Source organism: Paraeggerthella hominis, from assembly GCF_021044775.1.
GTDB classification, from domain to species: domain Bacteria; phylum Actinomycetota; class Coriobacteriia; order Coriobacteriales; family Eggerthellaceae; genus Paraeggerthella; species Paraeggerthella hominis.
In genome coordinates, this window is the sequence record NZ_JAJNOQ010000001.1 from 454298 (window position 1) to 478720 (window position 24423).

A 24423-nucleotide genomic window follows, 5' to 3' on the forward strand; every position below is an offset into this window, starting at 1 on the left:
GGTCATTTGCGCAAGTCATATAGTTGAGAATTATACAACTCTGCGTAGAAACCGCCAAGTTCCAGCAATTCATCGTGCGACCCCTGCTCCACGATATCGCCGTCGCGTATGACCAAGATGAGGTCGGCGCGCTTGATGGTGGACAGCCGATGCGCGATCACGAACGAGGTGCGCCCGCGCATGAGGTTGTCCATGGCCTTCTGGATGCGCTCCTCGGTGCGCGTGTCGACGCTCGAGGTGGCTTCGTCCAAGATGAGCATGCGCCGGTCGGCCAAGATGGCACGCGCGATGGTCAGAAGCTGGCGCTGGCCTTGGCTGATGTTGCTGGCGTCCTCGTTGATCTCGGTATCGTAGCCCTGGGGAAGCGTCTGGACGAAATGGTGAACGTACGCAGCCTTCGCCGCCGCCTCCACCTCTTCGTCGGTCGCGTCCAGGTTGCCGTAGCGGATGTTCTCGCGAATCGTCCCGTTGAACAGCCACGTATCCTGCAGCACCATCCCGAACAAGCTGCGCACGTCGTCGCGCGCGAAGTCGCGAACGTCCACGCCGCCGATCCGTATCGCGCCGCCCTGAACGTCGTAGAACCGCATGAGAAGCTTCACCATGGTGGTCTTGCCCGCACCCGTAGGCCCTACCAGCGCGACGGTCTGCCCCGGAGCGACCCCGGCCGAAAAGTCCTTGATGACCGGGTTCTGGGCATCGTAGCCGAAGCGCACGTGATCGAACGACACGCGGCACTCGACGTCGGCCGTGCGCGCGGACACGTGCTCGGGCTCTTCCTCAGGCTGCTCCAGGAACCGGAAGATGCGCTCTCCCGCCGCCGCCATCTGCTGCAGCACGTTGGACACCTGCGTCAGCTGCGTGATGGGCTGCGTGAAGTTCTTGACGTACTGGATGAACGCCTGGATGTCGCCCACCGTGATAACCCCTTGCACGGCCAGAAAGCTGCCGGCCACGGCCACGGCCACGTAACCCAGGTTTCCCACGAAGTTCATGATGGGCTGCATAAGGCCGCTGATGAACTGCGATTTCCACGCCGACGCATACAGCCGCCCGTTCGTCTTGTTGAAGCTTTCGAGCGCGCCTTGCTCGCGGTTGAACGCCTTCACGATGGCGTGCCCCGAGAACGTCTCCTCCACCAAGCCGTTGATCTCGCCTAACGTGTTCTGCTGAGCCACGAAGTACTTCTGCGAACGCTTCACCACAACCAGAATGAGCACTACCGACACGGGAAGGATGAGCACCGTGATCAGCGTCATAAGCGGGTTGATGCTCAGCATCATGACCAGCACGCCGATGATGGTCGTCACGGACGTGATGAGCTGGGTCACGCCCTGGTTCAGGCTCTGCCCCAGCGTGTCCACGTCGTTCGTGATGCGCGAAAGCGTATCGCCGACCCGCGTGCGCTCGAAGTACCCCATGGGCATGCGATCGATCTTTTCGGCGATAGCCCGGCGAAGCTGGTAACACGTACGCTGCGAGATCGAGCTCATCATCCAACCTTGGACGAACGAGCACGCTGCCGACAGCAGGTACAGGCCCAGCGTGAACGCCAAGATGCGCGCGATGGCGTCGAAATCGATCCCGCCCGAACCGTCGATCTTGGCGACGATGCCGTTGAACAGCTCGGTCGTCGCAGTGGAGAGCACTTTCGGCCCCACGATATTGAAGACGGTCGATCCGATGGCGAACACGACCACCACCACGAGCGCCGCCTTGAAACGCCCCATGAACGAGACGAGCTTGCCAAGCGTGCCCTTGAAATCCTTGGGCTTCTCGCCGGGCATCATGCGCCCCGCGGGCCCGTGACCGCCGAAGGGGCCACGGCGCGGCGCCTCGGCCTGCTGCCGGTCGGAAGGCTTCCGTTCGCTCATGCGGCATCACCTCCGTTCAGTTCCGCTTCGGAAAGCTGCGACATCGCGATCTCCCGGTACTCCTCGCAAGACTCCATCAACTGCTCGTGCGTGCCCTTGCCCACCACGCGGCCTTCGTCGAGCACCACGATCAAATCGGCGTTCAAAACCGTCGAAATGCGTTGCGCCACGATGACCACCGTCTTGTCGGACAGGCGCGCCGCCAGCTCGCGACGCAAAGCGGCGTCGGTTTTGTAGTCGAGCGCCGAGAAGCTGTCGTCGAACAGGTAGGCGCGCGCATCGGTTGCCAAGGCGCGGGCGATGGCCAGGCGCTGTCGCTGCCCGCCCGACACGTTCGTTCCGCCCTGCGAAACGCGGGCGTCCAACCCTTCCTCTTTGGAGGCGACGAATTCGCCGGCTTGGGCGATGGAGGCAGCCGTCTCGATGCGCTCGGGGGGCATGTCCTCGTTGCCGTACGCGATGTTCGAGCCGATAGTGCCGCTGAACAGGAACGACTCCTGAGGAACGTAGCCCAACTGAGCACGCAGGCAGTGCTGGCTCACGTGGCGCACGTCAACGCCGTCCACCGTAACGGATCCGCAGGTCGCATCGTAAAAGCGCTCGATCAGCTTGATAATCGTGGACTTGCCCGATCCCGTGGAACCTATGATGGCCGTGGTCTTGCCCGGCTCGGCCACGAAATCGACGTGCTCGAGCACGCATTCCTTGGAGTCGCCGTACTTGAAGCTCACGTCGTTGAATGCGATGGCCGCCCCGCCGGTACGCGCGGCCAGACGCTGGTCGCAGGCTTCGTCGGCGGGAGGGTCGCACACGGTCGGACGCGCATCGAGCACTTCGTTGATGCGCTGCGCGGCTACGTCGGCGCGCGGAAGCATGATGGATATCATGCCGATCATGAGAAAGCCCATGATGATGACCATCGAATAGGTGATGAACGCGATCAGGTCGCCGGTTTGAATGGCACCCGTATCGATGTAGCTGCCGCCCACCCATACGATCAGCACCGACACTACGTTCATGATCAGCATCATCAACGGCATCATGAACGTCATGACGCGGTTCGTGAACAGCTGGGTCTTCATCAGGTGCGTGCTAGCCTTGTCGAAGCGGGCCTCTTCGTACTCCTGGCGGTCGAACGCGCGAATGACGGGCAGCCCCGTGAGCATCTCGCGCGACACCAGGTTCACGCGATCGACAAGCGTCTGCATGATGCGGAACTTGGGCAGCGCCACGCGCATGAGCACCATGATGACCGCGAAGATGACCGCCACGGCCGCAACGATGATCCAGCTCATCGACAGGCTGGTGCGCGAGATCATGATGATGCCGCCTATAGCCAGGATGGGAGCGTACAGCACCATGCGGAGCAGCATGACGATCACCATCTGCACCAGCTGGACGTCGTTGGTCCCGCGGGTAATGAGCGACGCGGCCGAGAAGCTTTGCACTTCGGCGTCCGAGAAGCCGACCACCTGGCGAAACAGCCGGGAACGCAAGCCCGCAGCCACCTTCGCGGCCGTGCGAGAGGCGATGAAGCCCACGCATACGGCGGCGACCATGCCCACGGCAGCAAGGCCCAGCATCAGCAGGCCCACGCGAATAAGATAACCCATCTGCATGTCGGACAGGTTGTAGCCAAGGCTTTCGTATTCGGCTTTCGCGGCGGCGATGGCCTGCTGCTCGACGATGGCCTGGCCCTTGTCCCCTATCTGCTGTTCGGCTTGATCGCGCAGCGAAAGAACCTGGTCCTTCGTGACGACCCCCTCCCGATAGGCCTGCAGAGCCTGATCGAGATCGAAGTCGGGGATCTTGTCGGCGTAGTGGGCGATCACAAGCGGAACGGACACCATCTTGTCGAGCGCGTCGATCTCCTTGCGCCCCTGGTCGTTGAGCCTGTACGTACCCTGCTCCGTCTGGTCGTAGGCAGCGCGGAACACCTGCTCGTCGTTTTCGGGCAACAGCATGGCTACGGCATCATGGGTCTTCGCGGTCATCTCCTCGGTCGCCGCATGCTCCACGCCCGACTGCTGGATGCCCACGTCCACGATCTGCGACGTGTAGTTCGGCAGGGCCAGATCGGTGGCCGCTTGGACGACAAGCAGGCATACGATGAGCGCCACCGCGAGTTTGCAGTTTTTCAGATAGCGAATTATGCGCACGAAACGTCGCCGCCTTTCGCATCGGCAGGATGGTCCTCCCGCGCGTCATCGCAGAAAGGGCGGGATGCGCATCCCTCGCATGCCGACGCAGCTTCCAAGCCGCTGTGCTGCTCGCGGAACTCCGCCATCTTGCCCAAGATGCGCACCAGATGGCGCATGTCCTCTTCACCGACATGGGCTATGGCCCGGTCGATGTACTCGTCGCGAAGGCGCCTTCCCTCTTGCGCGAGGCGCTCCCCGTCCTGCGTGAGGCTGACGGTGACGCCCCGATAATCCCCGCCCAGACGGCGGCGCTCTATAAGGTTTTTGTCCTCAAGCGATCGAAGCGTCTGCGACAGCGCGCTGGGCGTCGTGCGCACGAACTCGGCCACGCGGTTAGGCCGCGCCTCTCCGTGGCGGCGAACCATCTCATCTACAGCCATGATCGTGCGCGCTTCCGAGGGCGTCATGCCATCGGGGGTCGGCGGCGTGAAGCTGCCGTGCCGCATGCGTCCCATGAGCTCGAAAAGCTCGCTTCTGATCTGTCCGAACGAATCAGGCATATCGTTCCTCTCATGCTGGGGAAGATTCCGCGCAATGCAAGCGGCGCACCTTCCCATACCCCTGTAATTTAGCTGCTAAACTTTAACATGAGTTAAATACTGCGTACCGAAATGTTTATTTGAACACAGAACCTGCATGCACCGCGAACGGGGCATGAGGACGGCGGCTAGCTGCGGGCTGCCGCACGCGCCTTGATCGCCCCGGGATCGCGGAGTACGACTTGGCGCGAGCACCTGTCCGCCCCTTGGTTGCAGAGCGCGGCCTCGCGGGACGCCCCATCCGCCCCGCGATTGCACGGCTGTGCAATCGTGCGAGTCCCCACGGGGCCGCAAAATCGCACGGGTGCTTCGCCCACCGCTGGGAACCGTCCGTCCCGTTCCGCACGAGAGCCCTCCCTTCCCCCTCGCACGCGGGAACACACGAGAATCAAAAGTTTTTGAAATTAGGTATTGCGCGATTGGAAAACACCCGGTAGAATAATCCGCGCTGCTGAAGCAAGGGGTGTTAGCTCAGTTGGTTAGAGCGCCGGCCTGTCACGTCGGAGGTCGCGAGTTCGAGTCTCGTACATCCCGCCATTTACTTCACTGCCGCACCTGGGGTGTTAGCTCAGTTGGTTAGAGCGCCGGCCTGTCACGTCGGAGGTCGCGAGTTCGAGTCTCGTACATCCCGCCATTTACTTGCAGAAGCCCGCTTTTGCGGGCTTTTTTGCTGTCTGGTCCCCCGCTCTGTCAAAACGAACGAGTTTTGCGGCGATTTTCGACCCCTTGCAGGCGAAGCGCTCGAGCACGTATCTCATCGTACCAGGTCAGACGATCGACCTTAGCCTTTATCCTGATTCAAGGACCAGCAAAACTCGTTCGTTTTGACAGAACCGAAAGCTCTCCACCGCGCCAACAGCGCTCGAAACCAGGTACAAAAAACGCGGACGCACGAAGCGCCCGCGTTTGCACCGCGAAAACCTGCCGGACTCAAACGGCCCGCTGGTCGATGCGGGTCGTAGTGACGACGCGCAGGATCCGTCCGTCGTCGCATGGATCCTCGTCAACCAGCGACGGCTCGCCGTTCTCCACCAAAAACGCCAGAGGCGCCGCGCAGCAGCCATCATCTTCGGAAGCGTTCGCCTGCGCGCAGCAAGCTTGCAGCAGCACGTCGGGACGCAGCGACCCCGTAGGCTTCGACTCCAGCGAAAACGTCAGGACGGCTCCAGCAAGCTCCATCTCTCCCACCAGGAAGTCGGAAACCCGCAGAACCTTCTCCTTCTTCTTGCGAATCACGGTGATCTCTTCGGGCACCGGCAGCTGGGCGGGGGCGCAAGAGAGCAGCACCCGGTACGTGCCGATCGGATACGCAGCCGAAGCCGCCGGCGTGCGCGCGTCGATGTAGACGCAATCCTTCACCATCAGGTCGGGGACGCTTGCATCCCGCAATGCCTCCAATGCCTCGTCAGGCGCTACGTAGCGCGTCATCTGCAAGTCGAACAGCTCGTGCGTGCCCCCTACGCCCACCGGAAGCGCAGCGCCGAACGCAATTTTCATGTGGGGAGAGAATCCCTGGCTCACGGCAAACGGCAGTCCCGCGCGACGCACGGCGCGCTCGAGGGCGCGCGCCACCTCCAAGTGGGAGAGCAGCGCCAAGCGCCCCTGCTTGCAAAACGTCACGCGAAGGCGAAACAGGTTCGGATCAGACATGAGCTTCCTCCTGACATTCGTCGGAGGCCGCCGGGGCATCCTCCGGAGCGGCGGCGTGCGCGCGAAGATCGGAATCCGGCGACTCCGGCTGCGCATTGGACCCGCTGGCCACGCGCGGCCGCGCCAGCTGGTTGTCCGCGCCAAGCGAAGGGCATGCGCCGCACGCAGAGCACGCCCCGAACGTACAGTCGGGCGTCGTGCGCTCCTGTTCGGCAAGCTTGCGCTCGCGCGCCAAAAAGCGCTCGGACACACCCGTGGTGATATGCGACCACGGCATAACCCGATCGGTGGGATAAGCCGTTTGCGCGATCGCTTCGGGATCGATGCCCACCTCCTGCGCGGCATCGCGCCAAGCCTGCGCGTTGAAATGCTCGGTCCACGCGTCGAACCGCGCGCCGCGCCGCCAGGCCGCCTCCACCCACGCCGCGGCTTCGCGTCCGGCACGGCTCATGACGGCCTCCACGAAGCTGGTGGAGGGATCGTGCCAATGCACGTCGATCGCACGGTACTTGATCGAGTTGCGCAGCAGGTTCACGCGTCGCAACGCTTCCTCGGGAGGAATCTGCCCGTCCCACTGAAACGGGGTCTGGGCCTTCGGAACGAACAGCGCGCATGAAACGCTCATGCGCAAGCTGCCGCGCTGCTCGGGCGGCGTCGCGGCCTTCATGCGGTCGTACGCGCGCTGCGCCAAGCTGGCGATACCCTTGATGTCCTCGTCAGTTTCGGTAGGCAGGCCGATCATGAAGTAGAGCTTGCAGCGACGCCAGCCCGCCGAGAACGCGGCGTCGAGCGCGCCGAACAGGTCGTCCTCCGTCACGTTCTTGTTGATAACGTCGCGCAAACGCTGGGTGCCGGCCTCCGGCGCGAAGGTGAGACCACCCTTCTTCTGGCCCGCCACCAGCTCGGCCATGTCCACGCCGAACGAGTCAAGGCGCTGCGAAGGCACCGAGATGCGCACGCCTTTCCCGTCGCACGCACGGTTCAGTCGCGTAAGAATGTCGGCGATCTGCGAATGATCCGTCGAGGAAAGCGAGGTCAGGCTCACCTCGTCGTAACCGGTTTCGGCCAGACCCGACACCACCGAAGCCACCACGTTGTCCGCCGATCGCTCGCGCACGGGACGATACATCATGCCTGCCTGGCAGAACCGGCACCCGCGCGCGCAGCCGCGCAGGATCTCGACGTTCAGACGATCGTGCACCACTTCCGTGAACGGCACGACGCACGGTTCCCAACCGGGGCTTTCGGCAAAGCCTTCGAACAGGCGCTTGTCGATGCGCGCGGGCGCCTCCACCTCCAGCGGCTCGATCCACGAACCCTCCTGCTGCGCCGTCGCCTCGTCGCGCCAACGGTACAGCGAGGGCACGTAGCAACCCGGCTGCTGGGCAAGCGTGCGCAGAATGTCGGCACGCGCCGCGCCTTCCGATCGCATGCGCCTGACAATGGCCAAGTATTCCGGCAACGCCTCCTCCCCTTCCCCGATACTGAGGAAGTCGAAGAACGGGGCGTACGGCTCGGGATTGAAGGCGCAGGGTCCGCCGCCCATCACGAACGGATCGTCTTGCGCGCGATCCTTCGCATGCAGCGCGATGCCCGCTAGGTCGAGCGTCTCCAGCACGTTCGTGGCGGCAAGCTCGTGCGGCAGCGTGATGCCCACTGCGTCGAACGACGCCACCGGCGCGCAGCTCTCGATGCTGAACAGCGGCAAGCCTTCGGCGCGCAGTGTGTCGCACATGTCCGAAGCCGGAAGGAAGGCGCGCTCCGCAGCCATGCCCTCCTGGGCGTTCACCGCGTTCACCAGAATGCGCAGCGCCTGGTTGGCCTGGCCCAACTCGTACGTGTCGGGATACACCATGCAGAAGCGAAAGTCTGCTTCGGGCTTGTAAACGCAGCCGTACTCATGGTTTAGATAGCGAGCAGGACGCTCTGCATGGACAAGCAGCGGCTCGAGCTGCGGCCAAAGATCCTTCATCGGAATTTCCCCTCTTCGAATGCGGGATGAGCAAAAACAAGCAGAACACCGGGGACCGAGCAGGCCCCCGGAACAAAAGTGCGAACTAGCGGCCCTTGACCGCGCCGCCTCCCGGGCGCACGCCGCCGACCGCCTGCGCGGCTTTGGCGCGCACGGCCTCCACGGCCTTGGCACCGGTGGCCTGCGCCTTCTGAGCCGCGCGCTTCGCGGCGGCTTGGACCACCTTGTCGCGGGCGGAAGCCACGGCATCGGTCAGCCTACCCAAGTTCGGGCCGCCTTCGTAGTATTCGATCGCGGCACGGCCCATAGCCTGCGTGCCCGTGTACCCGATCGCCGCCTTCACGGCCCAGCCGAGCGCGGGAACGAACGCCACCAGCTGACGAGCGACCGCGCGGCACGCGAACGCGCCGCCCACCAACGCCGCCAGCTCCTTGACGCGCTCCATGTTGAGCTCCTCGCCATAGGCGGCGGCTATCATGAGCAGCATCTTCGCCTGGTTGAGCGTCATGACGGGCATATCGGCACCCGGAATGATAACCAGCAAGCCCACGCCCGCGTTCTGCAAGGACGTCGCGTTCACGGCTTCCATAGACAGCGGCTTGCGCACGAACGGGAACGCCAGCGCACAGGCAAGGCGCTTCTCGTTGCAGGCATCGATGACCCAGCCCCCCATGCGCTCCGAAAGCGACGCGGCCCTTGCGTCGTCGAGCGCGTACGGCTCGGTCAAAGGCTGCGCGGCAGACGGGTCCTCTCCTTCAGCGGGCAGCTGCTTGGGCTGCACGATCTTCGGCGAAACCACATCGCCGTCCGGAATAGGGAAGCCAGAGGCCCGCGCTATGTCGGAAACCAGCTCCGGCAACGTGGTCACAACCATGACCGGCACGCCGACCGCGCGCACGTGCTGAGCGCACACGCCCACCTGATCGCCCAGTCCCGCCACGATAACCGCCATGTCGTCGCCCGCGTACGGCACGAACGGACGGCCGTCCAGGTACGTCAGCGACACGCGCGCATGCGCGGACGCGCTGGCGAACGCCTGGCGTACGTGCGCCTGCACGTCGCCGGGAGCGGTGTCGTCCAGGTACACGCTCACTGAAATGGAAGTGCGACGAGCCTCGTCGATATTGGTGGCCTCGTCGATAACCGCCTTGACGTCAACGGGTAGCTGCATAACCGCCTTCTTCCCTAACGCTTGCTTGCCATGTTGTGGGTCCACACCGATCCGATCATACCCACCATGATAAAGTTGACCATCATGAACGACGACCCGTAGCTCATGAACGGCAAGGGGATGCCCGTGATGGGCATGAGCCCGCAGTCCATGCCGATGTTCTCGAGAATCTGGAACAGCCACATGCCCACAACGCACATGACGATGGTCATGCCGAAAAGGTCGCTGGCCGCCGCCGCAATACGGAAGCTTATCAAAACAAGCGACGCGTACAGCGAAAGCAGCACCATCACACCGAAAAACCCAAGCTCTTCAGCCAGAACGCAGAAGATGAAGTCGGTTGGAGCTTCAGGCAGAATGCCCAGCGCATGTTGAGTGCCCTGGAACAGCCCTTTGCCGAACAACCCGCCCGACCCGATGGCGATCTGCGCCTGGCGAAGGTTGTAGCCTTCCCCGTTGGGGTCGAGGCCGGGATCGAGAAACACCAGCAACCGGTTGCGCTGGTACTGCTTGAGCAGCTTGTATTCTCCCGTTGACCCCTTGATGACCTCGTCGATGGCAAACACGGCCGCCACCGCCACAATGCCGGCAGCCAACGTGATCAGCAGGTACTTCGGGCGCGCGCCGCCCACCACCAGCGCCACGGCGCCGATGAACAGGTACACCAGGCCCGTACCCAGGTCGGGCTGCGTCATGATGCACGCGAACGGCACCAGCATAAGGCCGAGCGCCTTCAGGTACTCGCGCGGGTCGTCAAGCCGCCCTCCGTAGCGTGCCATGATACTGGCGTCCAAAAGGATGACCGTCACCTTGGCGAACTCGCCCGGCTGAATCTGTATGCCAACGTTGATCCACGACGTGGCGCCCATGGTGTTCACGCCGATAACGGGTAGGTGAGGCGACAGAATGAGCACCACGTTCACGATGAGGAACAGCGTGGTGTAGTCGGACAGCCTTCGGTAATCGAACTGCCAAACCAGCACCATGGCTATCGCGCCGACGGCCACGCCCATAAGCTGACGCGAAAAGCTGTAGTCGGGATCGTTGAGCACCGCCGAATAAACGATCACCAGCCCGTAGCACACCAGAAGCGCCACCACGATGACGAACGGAAGGTTGAGCCAAGGGAAGCGTCGCGTTCGCGTGGCTTGCGTTACGGCCCTGTCGGGAGCCTTGACCGAGTTGATCTGGGGCAGCTGCGCCATGACGCCTCCTTTCTAGTCCGTTCGTCCGCTTGACGATCCCTTGTACTCGACCGCTTTGCCCGTCGAGCCGGCGATCTTTCCCATGTCGGCGTACGTGCCCGCATCGTAATCAAGCACGGCAGCCAGAAGCTCCGCGCCCAGAGGAGCGCCGACGGCCGAACCGCCGCCGCCTTCCTCCACCACGCAGGCCACCACGTACTTGGGGTCGTCGTAGGGGGCGTAGCAGGCAAACCACGCGTAATCGTCCTTGCCCGCCATTTCGGCCGTACCCGTCTTGCAGGCAACCGTGGCCGGATCGATGCCCCGATCTTGAAACAACGGTGCGATGTCGGCGTTCTCCACGGTCACGCCCTTGAGCGCGTCGCGCACGAACGCAAGGTCCTTCATGGGAACGTCGGGCTCCGCCACCACTTCCGCCTTCGCGGACAGCGCCACGTCGCCTCCCGCGTTGCGCACCTCTTTCAACAGATGGGGCTTCATGATCTTGCCCGTTGCAAGGCCGCCGTACGCCACGGCGATCTGCAAAGGCGTGGCCAGCACGTAGCCCTGGCCGATGACCATGTTGGTGGAGTCGCCGCCCTTCCAGGCCGCCTCTTCGGGCGTGTCCTTGAAATACTCGGCTTTCCATTCGGGCGTCGGCACGCGGCCGGCTTCCTCGGCGGGCAGGTCGATGCCCGTCCGCTCGCCGAAGCGGTACTTCTTTATATAGTCCTGCATGGCCGTATCCGACACCGTAGCGGGACCGCGTCCGAGCGAGCTATGCTCGAAGAAGTTGTACGCTATGTCGTAGAACACCACGTCGCACGAGTTTACGATACCGCCGCGCAGGTCGAGCGTCCCATGCCCGGAGCGCTTCCAGCACTTCTGCACGTCGCCCGAACCCCAGCCGTCCCACGAACCGGTACAGGTCCACGTGCGCGAGGTGTCCGCGAACCCGTTGGCCAACGCCGCCAAGCTCGTGAACGCTTTATAGGTGGAAGCAGCCGGGTACGTGCCTCCGATCGCGCGGTTCAGCATGGGCCGATGCGCGTCGTCGGACTGGTACACGTCCCACACATCCTGCGAGATGGAACCCGAGAATACCTCCGGTTCGAACGTCGGATAGCTGGCCAGGGCCACGATGCCGCCGTCGCGCACGTCCATGACCACGGCCGCGCCGGCCGTGCCCTTGCCCGTGCCGATGGTGCCGTCCTTGGGCGCGATCAGCTCCGCAAGCGCGCGGTCGCAGGCGTACTGGACCGGCCCCTTGATGGTCAGATAGACGTCGGACCCGCTCACGGGCTGCGTTTCGCTCACCACGTCCACCACGTTGCCGTGCGTGTCGGCAACCACCTTCTTTTCGCCGTGATCCCCCGCCAGCATGTTGTCGTACATCAACTCCACGCCCGCCTTGCCCACGGAGTCGCCGGACTTCACCACGCGGCCCTCGGGCGGGTTCTTCAAATCATCCTCGCTGGGAAATCCCGTATAGCCCACCGCGTGCGCCGCAAGCGCGCCGTAAGGATAGTCGCGCACCGCGCGCTCGTCCACCGTGATGCCGGGAAACGCATCGGAATGCTCCATGATGAACGCGACGTCGCGCATGCGCACGTCGCTGGCCACCACGCGCTGGCTCTGCGCGCCGCTCGAAGCGTCGAGGATGCGCTTGCGCACCACGTTGTAGGGCACGCCCAGGGTGGCGGACAGGCGCTGGACCACGTCGCGGTCGTTCGCCACGTCCGGGTCGGCCAGCACCGTCAACGACGAGCGGTTCTTCACAAGCGGCAGTCCGTCGGCATCCAAGATGCGGCCGCGCGGCGCCGGCTTGTACACGATGCTGTACTGGTTTTCGTCTGAAGCGCTGCGGAACTCGCTCTGCTCGAGCACCTGCATGCTCCAGATCTTCGCCGTCAGCGACCCGAACACGCCGGCGGCCAGCACGCCCATGGCCACGAAGCGCGACTTGAGATTGCCGGACGGATTCGGAGCGGCCTGCTGCACGCCGGTCGCATGCCCGGAGCCGGAACCGGCCACGCGCTTAGCGGAATCCGGCAGCGTGGACGACACGCCCACCGAGCTGATGGAGCGCACGTCTTTCTTGACGCTGACGTTGGACGACGAGCGGCCTTTCACGATGGAGAACGTGATGGCTATGGCCGCAATGGCCACGATGGCCGCAACGACAGCTGCTATGATGGCGACAAGCATGCGGATCGCCTCCTAGCGCAGCCGAGGCGTGCGCAGTCCGCGGTCCTGGGAGCCGCCGACCATCAGGCGCGCCATGATCAGGTACAGCACCAGGCCGACGATGCAGTCGTAAAGTCCGCACGGCAGCGCCCGGTACAGAAACGCGTCGAGTGCGCTGGCGGAAAGCCCGGTTGTCATGAGCAGTCCGCCGTACAGCATCTCGACCGCAAGAACGCTCACTGCGAAGATGGTCAACGGCATGAACAACGTATCGTTGTCCAGGATCGCGAACGCGCGGGAAGCGACGAACGAGAAGAGCACGAACAGGAACGCCATCGCGCCCACCGGCCCGGAACCCGTCAAATCGTACACGAGCCCCAAAACGAACGGCAGGACGGGTCCCGCCTCGTTCGGCCTCACGATCGCGACCACCAGCACGTACGCCAAAAGGAAATTCGGCTGAGCAGAGAACAACGCTATATTGGGAGCCACGACGATCTGGAGCAAAACGGCCACAACCGCGCCGACCGCAACCACGGCATTGCTGCGCTCAGGGCCCATTACGCATCGCTCCCTTCGTTATCCGCATTCGAAGACCCCGACGAAGCGTCCGATCCGTCGGAGCCCACGCCGAACACCACGAGCACCTCTTCAAGCGAAGAAGCCTGATCGTTCGGCGAGACCACCGCACGTCGCGTCGCGCCGCCCTGCTGGGAATCGACCTTGACCACCGTGCCGATGACCAGGCCCTTCTGGTAGCTGCCGCCCAAACCCGACGTAACCACAACGTCGCCCGGATTCACCGCCGCGTCGGCATCAAGGTTTTCGAGGTACAGCAGCCCCTCCAGGGAGCCGCGAACGATGCCCTCGGCGCGGCTCGACTGCACGAGCGCCGCCGCCCCGGACTTCGGATCCGACAGCAGGCGAACCTTGGCGGTGTGCTCGGTCGTCTCGAACACCTGCCCCACCACGCCCGATGCGGCCATGACGGTCAAACCGCTGTCCACGCCGTCAGCCGAGCCCTTGCCGATGGTCACCGTCTGGCTCCAGGCTTCGGAGCTGCGACCGATGACGCGCGCGCCCACCCCGTCGATGCCGGCCGTATCCTTGAGATCGAGCAGCTGGCGCAGGCGCTCGTTCTCCTGCCGGTACTCCTCCATCTGGGCGTACTGCTCTATGAGCTCGGCGTTGTACTCGCGCAAGCCCGAAAGCGTCGATTCGTCTGCAGTGGCGTTCTCGATGCCCTCGCCCGCGGCGCTCGCAGCCGAACCGGCAGCGGCGCCCACGAACCTAAGCGGCGCGACCGCGTTCGACACGGCTCCCTGCACAGCATGAACAGGCCCGTTCTCCCCTTCGCGTGCATATACCGCAACCAGCACGATCGACGCCACCAGGAATGCAACGAGCAGAACCCGGCGCAGAAACGCCGAGTTTCTTTGTTGGAAGTTAAGCGCCATAAGAAAGCCGGCTCAACCCTATTTCGACCGCATGAGGGTCTGCTTGAGCGCCGTCGGCGTCTCGAGCACCTTGAGGCAGCCCATAACCACGTTGGTGAGCGCCGTTTCGCTTGTCCATACGGGAATCTCCAGCTTGTCCGTCAGGTAGCGATCAAGGCCGGACAGAAGTCCGCCGCCGCCCGTCAGCAGGATGCCGTTCTGGATGATGTCGGAGGCCAGGTCCGGGTTCGTCTTCTTGAACGTCTCCTTGATGTGCACGACCATCTCCTCGCACGGGGCGATGAGGGCCTGGCGCACGTCCTCGGACTGAATGGTGACCTCTTTCGGCTGCTCGGTGATGACGTCCTGGCCCGAAATGATCATGTCGCGCTCGCGACCGTCTTCGAACGGCAGGATGGAGCCGATCTTGATCTTGATGATCTCGGCCGTGCGCTCGCCGATCTTGATGCCCAAAAGGTCGCGCAGGTGCATGGCGATGGCCTCGTCCATACGGTTGCCGGCCAAGCGCAGCGAAGACGACGTGACGATGCCGCCGAGCGAGATGACCGCGACCTCCGTCGTGCCGCCGCCGATGTCGACGACCATCGAGCCCGTCGGCTCGGTAACGGGCAGGTCGGCGCCCATAGCAGCAGCCATGGGCTCTTCGATGAGGTACGCCTGACGAGCGCCCGCCTGCACGGCCGCCTCGAACACGGCGCGCTTCTCCACCGACGTGGCGCCGCAGGGGATGCAGATGACGATGCGGGGCTTCGCCTGCCACGGATACTTGCGCGGAGCCGCCTTGTTGATGAACGCCGAGATCATAGCCTCGGTCACGTCGTAGTCGGCGACCACGCCGTCATGCAGCGGGTGCTCGGCCGAAAACGCCTCCGGCGTGTGGTTGATCATGTTCTTGGCCTCGTGGCCGACGGCGAGCACGCGATGCGTCGCCTTTTCGATAGCCACGACCGAAGGCTCGTTGACGACGATGCCTTCGCCCGGAATGGCAACCAATGTATTAGCAGTTCCGAGGTCGATAGCCATGTCCGTGGACATTTGACCCGTCAAACCCGAAAACATATCTAAGAAGGACATACGGGCAAACCCCTTGTATCTCGTTTCTACGTGAAACTGAATTCTAGCACAGGGGGTTTTCCCCGCGCGAAAATCCACGAGGGGCACAACTAGCCCGCCCAATGACGCAGAGGAAACGAGTGAAACCAAGGAACGGTCCCGGCACCGCGCTCGCGCCGCCTTATACGCGCACGAGAAAACGCTCCCGCTGGCAGGTTCTGACGGTTTGAGGTCGTTTGGCCGAGCCCTGCTCGCGCCGCAGCTTTGCCCGTTTTTCGTTTTGCCTGGTCACAGCTCTGGGCTGCTGGGCCGTTCTTTCGCAGGAGCTTGCTTCGCCGCCTTCAACGACCTCAAACCGTCAGAACCTGCCAGCGACAGGGGTTTTTCGCGAGCAAGCCGGCCAGCGCGCCGCATGTCGCCGCAAGCCCGTACGCGAAACCAGCAAGCTGCAACCCGCGGCGACATCCACAAGAAAGCCCCGGCGCCTCGCGAACGCTCCCCAACTAAAAACGGGCTTGCGACGCGAAGTCGCAAGCCCGTCGGGTCGCATATCTCGAAACAGCCGCGCGCCTCGAACAGACGGCCGGACCGCCAGCCTCGCCTAGTGGACGCTGCAGGAGAGGCAGGGGTCGTAGGCGCGGACCAGCTTCTCAATGCCCAGCTGGATGGCGTCGCGATCCAAGCCCTCGGACACCAGCTTCTCGGCCAGAAGGCGCATGTCGGCTTCGAGGTTCGCCACGTTCTGAGCCGTAGGCGTCATGATGGACGCATGCACCACGCGGCCCTCTTCGTCCAGCTCCAGCTCATGGAACAGCGCACCGCGCGGCGCTTCGGTGAACCCGGTGCCGCGACCCGCCTTGACCTCGAACGAAACCGGCTCGCTCGATCCCTCGAAGCCGTCCGGCTCCGCCAGGCGACGGCACAGGGCGGCGCAGCGCTCCAGCGCGTCCACCAGCTCCACCGCCTGCGCCACGTTGTTCAAATACGGATTGCGCTCGGGCGGGCGCAATCCGGCCTTTGCCGCCGCCACCTTCGCATCCTGGCTCAAATGCTGCCACGAGGCGTTGATGCGGGCGAGCGCGCCCGTGAAGAAGGGCTTGCCGGTCGAGCGCACGCGCGAGAGCAGCGCGGCCGAATGGGGAACCGCGAACTCTTCCAGCTCGTTGGTCGCCTCATCGGCGTCGAACGTCAGGTCCGCATCCAGAAAGCGCGCCGTGCGCGAATCGCACACCGGGTAGCGGTCGGGAGCCACCATGGCCAGCATGTCTCCCGCGGTCTGGATGTCCGGCACCTCGAACGAATCGAACAGGTCGACCGTCGCCGACGCGAACGCGCGCGCCTCGTCCATCTTGTCGGCAAGCTCCCGGTACTCCCCCGCTTCCAGCTCGTGCGTGAAGCCGCCGACCACCGCCGTGATGGGATGGATGCTGCGACCTCCGACGCGCGTGCACAGCTCGTTGCCGAGCGCCTTGAGCCCCAGCGCCTTCTCGAACAGCTCAGGGTTCGTCTCGGCCAGCGGGAACACGCTCTTCATGCCCACAAAGTCCGGCGCGGCGAACACGAACAGGTGCGACGCGTGGTTTTGCAGGTAGGACCCGTACACCAAAAGCTCGCGCAAGGCGTTCGTGCGATCGGTCACCTGCACGCCGAAGATGCGCTCGATGGCAAGCAGGTCGGTGACCACGTGGCTTGCCGAGCAGATGCCGCAGATGCGCGAGGCAATGTAGGGGATCTCCTCGAACCGGCGGCCGCGCACCATGCTCTCGAACAGGCGGGCCGGCTCGACCACGTTCATCTCAACGGTCTTCACAACGCCGTCCTCGATGACCACGTGCACGTTGCCGTGGCCCTCGACGCGGGCGATATGGTCGACGTGTATAGCGGTTTTCGTCATGGGATGCTTCCTCACTCGCTCGCCGCAAGGGCGGGGTTTACCTGATTGAACATCTCGAGCGCCTGGTCGAAGTCGGCCACGGAAACGCCGTAGCGCGCCACCGCCTCGCGAGCCGACGCCAGGTTGGCATCGGGCGAAAGGCCGCGGCACCCGTTGCAGGGCCGACCCAGATTCACGCACTTCGCGCCGCAGCCGGCTACGGTCACCAGCCCCAGGCACAGCGTTCCCTTCCCGTAGAAACAGCTGGACTCGTTGCGTTTGCAGTCGCCGCACATGGTCTTCGTGGGGAATCCCTTGTTCGACCCGTACAGGGCGCGCTGCAAAACGTCCAGGAAGTCAAGCGTGTCGATCGGGCAGCAGCGCACCTCGTAGTCCACGTCCACCACCGCGCTGATCGGCCGCGGGGCGATCATGTCGCCGCACGCGTCGGGCAGGCGATCGTACACCTGGCCGGGACGCTCGAGGAAATGGTCGGCCGCCATGCCGGGGATGCCGGCCGTGGTGGCGCACGCGCCGATGGCGATCACCACGCCGGCGCGCTCGCGCAGCATGCGCACGGTAGCCTCGGCTTCCTCCGTGGTCACCGCGCCCTCGATGATGGCGACGTCGAAATCGTCGGGCATAGGATCGCTCGAGGCCAGCTGCCAATAGCGCAAATCGATCTGCCCCAGCACGTCAAGCAGATGCGCCTCGGCGTTCGTGATCTGCAACTGGCACCCGAAGCAGCTGGCCAGTCCGGCAACCACGACGCGCGGCGCAACCGGCTTCTCCTGACAGGCAATGCAGTTTCCGCTCATATTGCTCCCGTTCATCCTACATCGACCCCTGAATGTTCTTGGCTTCCCAATAGTTGAACACGGGTCCGTCGATGCACACGTACTGATGGCCGATCTGGCAATGGCCGCACTTGCCCATGCCGCATTTCATGTGACGTTCGAAGCTGCAGTAGATATGGTCGTAGCTGATGCCCTTCTTGCGCATCTCGTCGATGACGAAACGGTACATGACCGGCGGCCCGCACAACGCCCCGAACGTGTTGTCGGGATCCACTTCCAAATGTTCGAACGGCTTCGTGACCAGGCCCACTTCCCCGTCCCAGGTATCGTCGGGGTTGTCGACGGTCAAGTACAGGTCGAAATCCTTGCGATGGCGCCACATCTCGAACTGGTTGCGGAACATCACCTCGGAGGGGTTCTTCGACCCGTAGATGATGGTGACCTTGCCGAACTCGCTACGCTCGTCGTGGATGTTGTTGATGAGCGAGCGCAAAGGCGCGATGCCCAAACCGCCCGCAACCAGCAAGATATCGTGGCCCTTCATGTCTTCGAAGGGGAAACCGCGGCCGAACGGCCCGCGCAAGCCCACGATGTCGCCGCACTGCATCTGGTGCAGCACCTCGGTGAACTTGCCCGTACGGCGCACGCACAGCTCGATGAAGCCGTGCTTGGACGGCGAACTGGAAATGGAGATGGGGGCCTCGCCCACGCCGAAGATGGACACCTCCACGAACTGTCCGGGCTCGTGATGGAACGCATCGCGAATGCGCTCGTCGATCAGGCGAAACTCGAACAACTTCTCGGTTGCGGTCAGCTCCGTGATGGACGTGATGCGCGCCGGCCAGGGCCGGTACGGGTTCGACATCATCATCTCGGTCCCCGAAAGCGGAGCGGGACCGCCCGCGAACGGGCGCACCTGCACGGTGGACACAGCGCAGCTACTGGGCATCCTCGGCCCCCTTCCTCTCGAAGAACTCCAGCACCTCAATGGGATTGATGTTCGCCTTGCACGCCTTCACGCACCGGCCGCATCCCACGCAGAGCATGCGGTCGTGGTTCGCCAGAAAGCCGTTGAGCTTGTGGTACATGCGATGCCGTACGCGCGTGCGCCCGTCACCGCGGAAGTTGTGGCCGCCGGCCACTTCGGCGAACTGCGGCGCCGTGCATGCGTCCCACACGCGCTCGCGCCGCCCGGTCTTGCCGTCCGGGTCGAACGTATCTTGAATATCGAAGCAGAAGCACGTGGGGCACACTGCCGAGCAGGCCGTGCACGAGAGGCACCGACCGCCCAGCTCGTCCCAGTACGGATCCTTATGGAACGCGTCCATGAGCATGGCCACGTCGGTGATATCGGGGATCGAGCCGTTGAAGGACTCCTGGCGCCGACGCGTGGCCTGACGGAACTCGAAACGGTCCTCGTCAGTTGCGACGCGCGGGTTGCAGGCGGCCTCCAAAATGTTCGCAGCCTCGACGCTCGAGATGCTCACCAGGTACTTGTCGCCAAGATCCTGCAGGAACAAGTCGTATCCGAAGCGAGCTTCGTCGGCGTCCCATAAATGGCAGAAGCATGTGGCGGTGGGCATGCAGCTGATGCCCACGATGAGCGTCGCGTTGCGGCGAGCCACGTAGTACGGATCAGGGTAGCGACCGTCCTTGAACACCAAATCCAAGCGGTTGATGGCGTTGATGTCGCACGCATGGGCCCCGAAGATGACGCGCGGCGTGATCTCCGCCGCGAAGTCGGTGACCGAGTTGTCGGCAACATCGAACGTCATAAGGGTCTCGACCGGCGGCAGGAAGTACTTCTTCGGCGACGCGATGGTGGTCTCGTAGGCCAACTCCACGTCATCGGGCGAAGCGATGGCCTCGAAGGAATAGCCCTGATCGCTTTTGACCGGGGCCACCACCTCATAGGATTCCATGAACGCCGACACGAGCGCTGGCAACTCGGTTGCATCGATAACACGATAGAGCATGCTCTCGTCCGTTTCTCGTCTGGGTGAGCAGATGTATCGGGCATGGAAAGGCCCCTTCGTCGTTGCCGAGCGAAGGGGCCTTTGGCGTTACCGGTCGTTCTCGACCCGCTTACGCAAAGAAGATGCCGATCTCGCGCTCGGCGGATTCAGGGGAATCCGATCCATGGATGACATTCTCGTCCATGATGAGACCGAAATCGCCGCGAATCGTGCCGGGGGCTGCTTCCGCCGGATTAGTGGCACCCATGAGCGCGCGGCACTTCGCCACGGCGCCCTCGCCGGAGATGACCATCTTGACCACCGGGCCGCTGGTGATGTAGGAGATCAGACCGTCGTAGAACGGCTTGCCCTCGTGCTCGGCGTAGTTAGCCTTCGCCTGCTCGTCAGTCACCATACCCAGCTCCATGCGCTCGACAACCAAGCCCGCGCGCTCGAAGCGGTTGACGATCTCGCCGATGTGACCGTTGCGCACGCCGTCCGGCTTGATCATGCTGTACGTCTTCTGAACTGCCATATTGTTCCCTTCTCTATCATGCATTATTGCAAACGTGAAGAAGGCGCGCGCGAACGCACGCGCCTTCGGTGAACCCTGTTAATTCTGACTGGGGAAATACAGATCAACGCTGGAAACCTTCCAGCCGATCGCATCGCGCACGAGCGACACCTTGTACTGCATGGCGCCGCCCTCGGCGGTCTTGGCCGTCACGTACACGGTGGAATCGCTCATGGACTTGTTCATGCCGTCGATAGCGGGATTCGCATCCTGCACGACGGGCTCGACCATGGAAGCGGCCTTGCTGGAATCGACTTCGCTCGAGAACACGGTGCTCACCGCGTTCTGAGGATCGGCGAACAGCTGCTTGACCACCGTCTCCTGCGTCGGGTAGCCCCAGCCCTGCGTGTACAGGAACACGGCGCCGCCGAACGCGACCAGAATCAGCAGCACGATGGTCACGAGGATCTTGAGACCGACGTTGCGGCGCTTGCGATCCTGCTTGGCCAGGCCCTTCGACCACTGCTCGAGCTCTTCGTCGCTTGCGTTGAAGAAGCGATCGTCTCCGCCCGCAGCCCCGTAAGGGCTCGGCTGGGCGTAAGGGTCCGCGTAGTAGTACGGGTCCTGCTGCGCGCTGGCGTACGGATCCTGCTCCACGTACACCGCGGTTCCGTCGGCAGCCACGTCAAGGCCCGACATGTCGGCGACAGCCGGAACCGGAGCCATGACCTGCGTGATTTCCGACGTGCCCTGAGCCACGGCGGCTACGGCACGCTGGTAGTCAACGCTGGCGGAGTCGGAGAGGAAGTACGTCTTGTCGGCGATGGCCTCTTCGAAGGCCGCGGAGGCCTTCTGCATCTGGCCGCACGCCACGTACGCCTGACCGAGGTTCGCGTACAGCTTGTTGCGCGTGTCGGATCCCATGTCGAACTGCAACGCGCTCTCGTAGGACGCCACGGCATCCGACGGCCTGTCAAGCGCCATGAAGCACACGCCCAGGTTCAGAAGCGCCTTGGTGGGATCGGGGTTGCCCTCGTCGAGCGCCGCCTCGCGAAACGCCACGCCCGCCTCAGCGGACTTGCCCAGCTTCATGAGCGCGCTGCCCATGCCGCTGTACGCTTTGTACGAAGCATCGTACTTCGCATCGGAAACGGCGATCTCGAAGTGCTTGACCGCGTCCTCGTAGTCATGCAGCGCCGCGTAGGCCATGCCCAAGTTGTAGTTCACCGCGCCGCACGCGTCGTACGCGGCATCGGCCGTGGCCTGCGTGTACGCATGGATGGCCTCGTTGGGATTGCGAAGCTTGATCAGGCAGTTTCCAATCTGATGGTACAGCTGGCCCATCTCGCCGGGGGCAAGGGGGCTGCTGGCATCCTGCAAGCACTGCGCATACGTGGACAGAGCGCTCTCGTAGTCTTTGCGCGCATACGCGGCGCGGGCTTGTTGGAATAACTCGTTGTTCATCTGATTCCTTCGGTCTTGGCGAAAACGCGCGAACGACGGTTAGTCGGCCACGTTCTCGATCTCGATGCCCAGGATCTCGTCGCCTACGCGCAGCTGGCCGATAACGTCCATGCCGTCGACCGTCTGGCCGAACACCGTGTAGCCCGAGTCCAGCATGGGCTGAGCTCCCAGGCACAGGTAGAACTGCGAACCGGCGGAGTTGGGTTCCTGCGAGCGGGCCATGGCGAGCGCACCGTCAGCATGCTTGTTGTTGGGGTTCGTGGAGAACTCCTCTTTAATGGTGTAGCCGGGGCCGCCCGTGCCCAGGCCGGCGAACGGATTGCCAGCCTTCGCCACAACCTCGTCGCAGGAGAGGTCGCGCGTGTTCGGGCAGCCGCCCTGGATGACGAAGCCCGGAACGTGACGGTGGAACTTCAGGCCGTCGTAAAAGCCCTTGCGAGCCAGTTCGACAAAGTTGCCCACATGGATGGGGGCGTCGTTGCCCGCCAGCTGGACGCGAACGTCGCCCTTCGACGTCTTGATGACGGCGACTTCTTCGCCCGTCGGCTGGTATTCAGGAGTGTACTGCGCCATGTCGGCTCCTTCTATCTCGTTCGTCACGTTGTCGTGCATCCGCATGCAGACCGGATGGTTCGTTGCATACCAAAGGAGAAGTTTAGCAGGCCAACCGGCCATGCAGGCAAAAATCTTATAACATCCATGCGGTTTCAACCAGCGGTTGCCGCCTGTTTGCCCTTCTGTCAACCTCGAACTCCGGCAAGGCGTCGGCCGCGTGCGTCAGCAGCCGACGCGGTCGAACACGCTGACCACTTCCACGTGGTGCGTCTGCGGAAACAGATCGACGGGCTGCACCCGGCACAGACGGTAGCCGTTAGCCTCGAAGCGCTGCGCGTCGCGCGCCCACGTGGCGGGATTGCAGCTCACGTACGCGACCTTCGCAGGCGCGGCGGCGGCGATGCTCTCGACCACGCCGTCGGCGAGCCCCGCGCGCGGCGGGTCCACCACCAAGGCGTCAAGCTCGCCCAACTCGGGCAGCTCGCGGGCTGCGTCGCCCCCCACCACTTCGATGTCCACGCCGTTCATGTCGCCGTTGCGGCGCAGGTCGCGCACGGACGATCCGGCCGACTCCACCGCGATCACTTCGGCTCCCGCAAGCGCCAGCGGAACGGAGAACGTGCCGCCTCCGGCGTACAGGTCGGCTACCAAGGCGCCGTCGAGGGACGCCTGCCCGCCCAAACCGTCAATCACCTCGGCGATCAGCTTCTCGGCCTGCGCGGTGTTCACCTGGAAAAACGAAGGGGCGCTCGTCAAGAAGCGCGCACCGGCCAGCTCCTCTTCCCAGCAGCCCTTCCCGTCCAAGGTCTCGACGCCCTTGATCTTGCGGGCCTTGCCGGGATCGGCCATCACGCGAACGATGCTCGTAGCCTTGAGCGCGCTTTTGAGCATCTTGGCCATGTGGGCGCGCGGAAACGCGCCGGGCTCGGTCCACAGCGCTATCTCCACGTCGCGCGTCCGCATGCTCGCGCGTACGCCCACGCGGAATATGCCCAAGTCCGACGACCCCTGCGCGAATCGCAGCGCGCCGCGCAGCGATTTGGGCGCCTTCTCGATGGCCTTGGCAGCCAGAGGACAGGTTTCGGGCGTGGCTATGTCGTGCGTTCCCTCGCGGTGAAAGCCCAGCAGAAACGTGCCGCGATCGTCGAACCGCGCGCCCAGCTCCAGCTTGTTGCGATAGCCCCACTGGCGCTTGCTGGGCAGACAGGGCCGTACCAGCTCCTCCGCGCGCTCGCGATCGACGTGCGCCGTGCGCACGAGCGCCGCCGCCACGTTGTCCCGTTTGGCCTTCAACTGCGCCTCGTAAGACAGATGGGCCCAGGCGCACCCCCCGCACGAAGCAGCGTGCGCGCAGACGGGCATCTGGCGCGCAGGCGACGCTTCCTCGATCGTCAGGATGCGCGCGCGGGCGAACGCCGGCTTCTCTTCCGTGATCTCGATGGTGACCACATCCCCCGGCGCACCGCCTTCGACGAATACCGTTTTCCCGTCGTCAAGACGGCCGACGGCCTCGGAGCCGTAGCCCATGCGATCGATAGCGATGGTTTGCTTCATGTTCGTGAGAATTCCTTGCATTGTTTTTCCGATTTGCATCATCATAGCGTATAATCATCCCCCGTGCCCTTGTAGCTCAGGGGATAGAGCGTCTGCCTCCGGAGCAGAAAGCCGCAGGTTCGAATCCATTTTGCCTGTTCAGAGTGCAATTCTTAGTGTTTCTCATCCTACTTGGCCTCCTGTCTAATTACTTAAACATCCTGCCGTTATCGCCTGAAAACGGGAGGAAAAATGGTCAGGAAAATCAGCCCTAAAACACTCAATTCAGTGAACGTCGCGCCGTGCGATATCGAAGGAAAGACAGCTGATTATTACAAGTAAATCGGTACATCGTTCCAAATTTCACCGGCACCCGTTACGGGGCTACCGGTACATCATTACGCTCTATCGGTACACCACAACATATTGATTTGACTCGCATAC

At 63.5% G+C, this 24423-nt stretch carries 19 protein-coding genes and 2 tRNA genes; 2 read left to right on the plus strand and 19 right to left on the minus strand.

Annotated elements, in window-relative coordinates; translation table 11 throughout:
- Nucleotides 1–2: 2 nt before the first annotated feature.
- Genes LQE90_RS02120 through LQE90_RS02130 form a run of 3 tightly spaced genes read right to left on the minus strand, consistent with a single transcriptional unit; the run spans nt 3 to nt 4575 of the window.
- Nucleotides 3–1874, minus strand: coding sequence for an ABC transporter ATP-binding protein (locus LQE90_RS02120; protein ID WP_216528668.1), 1872 nt, complete (start codon nt 1872–1874; stop codon nt 3–5).
- The gene (locus LQE90_RS02125) at nt 1871–4033 is read right to left on the minus strand and encodes an ABC transporter ATP-binding protein (protein WP_216528669.1); all 2163 of its coding nucleotides are present in this window, start codon (nt 4031–4033) and stop codon (nt 1871–1873) included. The genes LQE90_RS02120 and LQE90_RS02125 overlap by 4 nt, the downstream gene beginning before the upstream one ends.
- Nucleotides 4024–4575, minus strand: coding sequence for a MarR family winged helix-turn-helix transcriptional regulator (locus LQE90_RS02130; protein WP_114565938.1), 552 nt, complete (start codon nt 4573–4575; stop codon nt 4024–4026). The genes LQE90_RS02125 and LQE90_RS02130 overlap by 10 nt, the downstream gene beginning before the upstream one ends.
- A 499-nt stretch (nt 4576–5074) precedes the next feature.
- Here LQE90_RS02130 and LQE90_RS02135 point away from each other — a divergent pair.
- A tRNA-Asp gene (locus LQE90_RS02135) sits at nt 5075–5151 on the plus strand.
- Between the two features lie 20 nt (nt 5152–5171).
- Nucleotides 5172–5248 (plus strand) — tRNA-Asp (locus tag LQE90_RS02140).
- Between the two features lie 296 nt (nt 5249–5544).
- Here the strand turns inward: LQE90_RS02140 and LQE90_RS02145 are convergent.
- The 16 genes from LQE90_RS02145 to rlmD all read right to left on the minus strand — a co-directional run bounded on the left by LQE90_RS02145 (nt 5545) and on the right by rlmD (nt 24000).
- Entirely contained in the window at nt 5545–6264 is a 720-nt protein-coding gene (locus LQE90_RS02145; protein WP_216528670.1) for a TIGR03936 family radical SAM-associated protein, read from the minus strand.
- Nucleotides 6257–8236 (minus strand): TIGR03960 family B12-binding radical SAM protein, encoded by a 1980-nt coding sequence (locus LQE90_RS02150; protein ID WP_216528671.1) that lies wholly within the window; start codon nt 8234–8236, stop codon nt 6257–6259. The genes LQE90_RS02145 and LQE90_RS02150 overlap by 8 nt, the downstream gene beginning before the upstream one ends.
- A gap of 85 nt (nt 8237–8321) precedes the next feature.
- A complete protein-coding gene (locus tag LQE90_RS02155; protein ID WP_216528672.1) occupies nt 8322–9407 on the minus strand; it encodes a YcjF family protein in 1086 nt (361 codons plus the stop codon).
- A gap of 14 nt (nt 9408–9421) precedes the next feature.
- The gene (gene rodA, locus LQE90_RS02160) at nt 9422–10612 is read right to left on the minus strand and encodes a rod shape-determining protein RodA (protein WP_114567418.1); all 1191 of its coding nucleotides are present in this window, start codon (nt 10610–10612) and stop codon (nt 9422–9424) included.
- A 12-nt stretch (nt 10613–10624) separates the two neighbouring features.
- Nucleotides 10625–12799, minus strand: a complete 2175-nt coding sequence (mrdA, locus tag LQE90_RS02165; RefSeq protein ID WP_114567419.1) for a penicillin-binding protein 2 — start codon at nt 12797–12799, stop codon at nt 10625–10627.
- 12 nt (nt 12800–12811) lie between these two features.
- Entirely contained in the window at nt 12812–13339 is a 528-nt protein-coding gene (gene mreD / locus LQE90_RS02170) for a rod shape-determining protein MreD (RefSeq protein WP_114567420.1), read from the minus strand.
- Nucleotides 13339–14235 (minus strand): rod shape-determining protein MreC, encoded by an 897-nt coding sequence (mreC, locus tag LQE90_RS02175; protein WP_216528673.1) that lies wholly within the window; start codon nt 14233–14235, stop codon nt 13339–13341. The genes mreD and mreC overlap by 1 nt, the downstream gene beginning before the upstream one ends.
- Nucleotides 14236–14253: 18 nt before the next feature.
- Complete coding sequence (locus tag LQE90_RS02180; RefSeq protein ID WP_114567422.1) at nt 14254–15309, minus strand: rod shape-determining protein; 1056 nt, start codon at nt 15307–15309, stop codon at nt 14254–14256.
- 580 nt (nt 15310–15889) lie between these two features.
- Nucleotides 15890–17182: a Ni/Fe hydrogenase subunit alpha gene (locus LQE90_RS02185; RefSeq protein WP_216528674.1), complete on the minus strand. Its 1293-nt coding sequence runs from the start codon at nt 17180–17182 to the stop codon at nt 15890–15892.
- Nucleotides 17183–17193: 11 nt separating this feature from the next.
- A complete protein-coding gene (locus LQE90_RS02190) occupies nt 17194–17979 on the minus strand; it encodes an NADH-quinone oxidoreductase subunit B family protein (RefSeq protein WP_181792598.1) in 786 nt (261 codons plus the stop codon).
- A 16-nt stretch (nt 17980–17995) separates the two neighbouring features.
- Entirely contained in the window at nt 17996–18907 is a 912-nt protein-coding gene (locus tag LQE90_RS02195; RefSeq protein ID WP_216528675.1) for an FAD/NAD(P)-binding protein, read from the minus strand.
- Nucleotides 18897–19934 carry a 4Fe-4S dicluster domain-containing protein gene (locus LQE90_RS02200; RefSeq protein ID WP_216528676.1) on the minus strand — a complete coding sequence of 346 codons (1038 nt, stop codon included), beginning with the start codon at nt 19932–19934 and terminating at the stop codon, nt 18897–18899. Before LQE90_RS02200 ends, LQE90_RS02195 begins: the two co-directional genes overlap by 11 nt.
- Before the next feature lie 109 nt (nt 19935–20043).
- A complete protein-coding gene (gene ndk / locus LQE90_RS02205) occupies nt 20044–20448 on the minus strand; it encodes a nucleoside-diphosphate kinase (RefSeq protein WP_114567427.1) in 405 nt (134 codons plus the stop codon).
- Nucleotides 20449–20526: 78 nt separating this feature from the next.
- Complete coding sequence (locus LQE90_RS02210; RefSeq protein WP_114567428.1) at nt 20527–21891, minus strand: tetratricopeptide repeat protein; 1365 nt, start codon at nt 21889–21891, stop codon at nt 20527–20529.
- Between the two features lie 39 nt (nt 21892–21930).
- On the minus strand, nt 21931–22464 hold the full coding sequence (locus LQE90_RS02215; RefSeq protein WP_216528677.1) for a peptidylprolyl isomerase: 534 nt from the start codon (nt 22462–22464) through the stop codon (nt 21931–21933).
- 204 nt (nt 22465–22668) lie between these two features.
- The gene (rlmD, locus tag LQE90_RS02220) at nt 22669–24000 is read right to left on the minus strand and encodes a 23S rRNA (uracil(1939)-C(5))-methyltransferase RlmD (RefSeq protein ID WP_114567429.1); all 1332 of its coding nucleotides are present in this window, start codon (nt 23998–24000) and stop codon (nt 22669–22671) included.
- Nucleotides 24001–24423 lie beyond the last annotated feature (423 nt).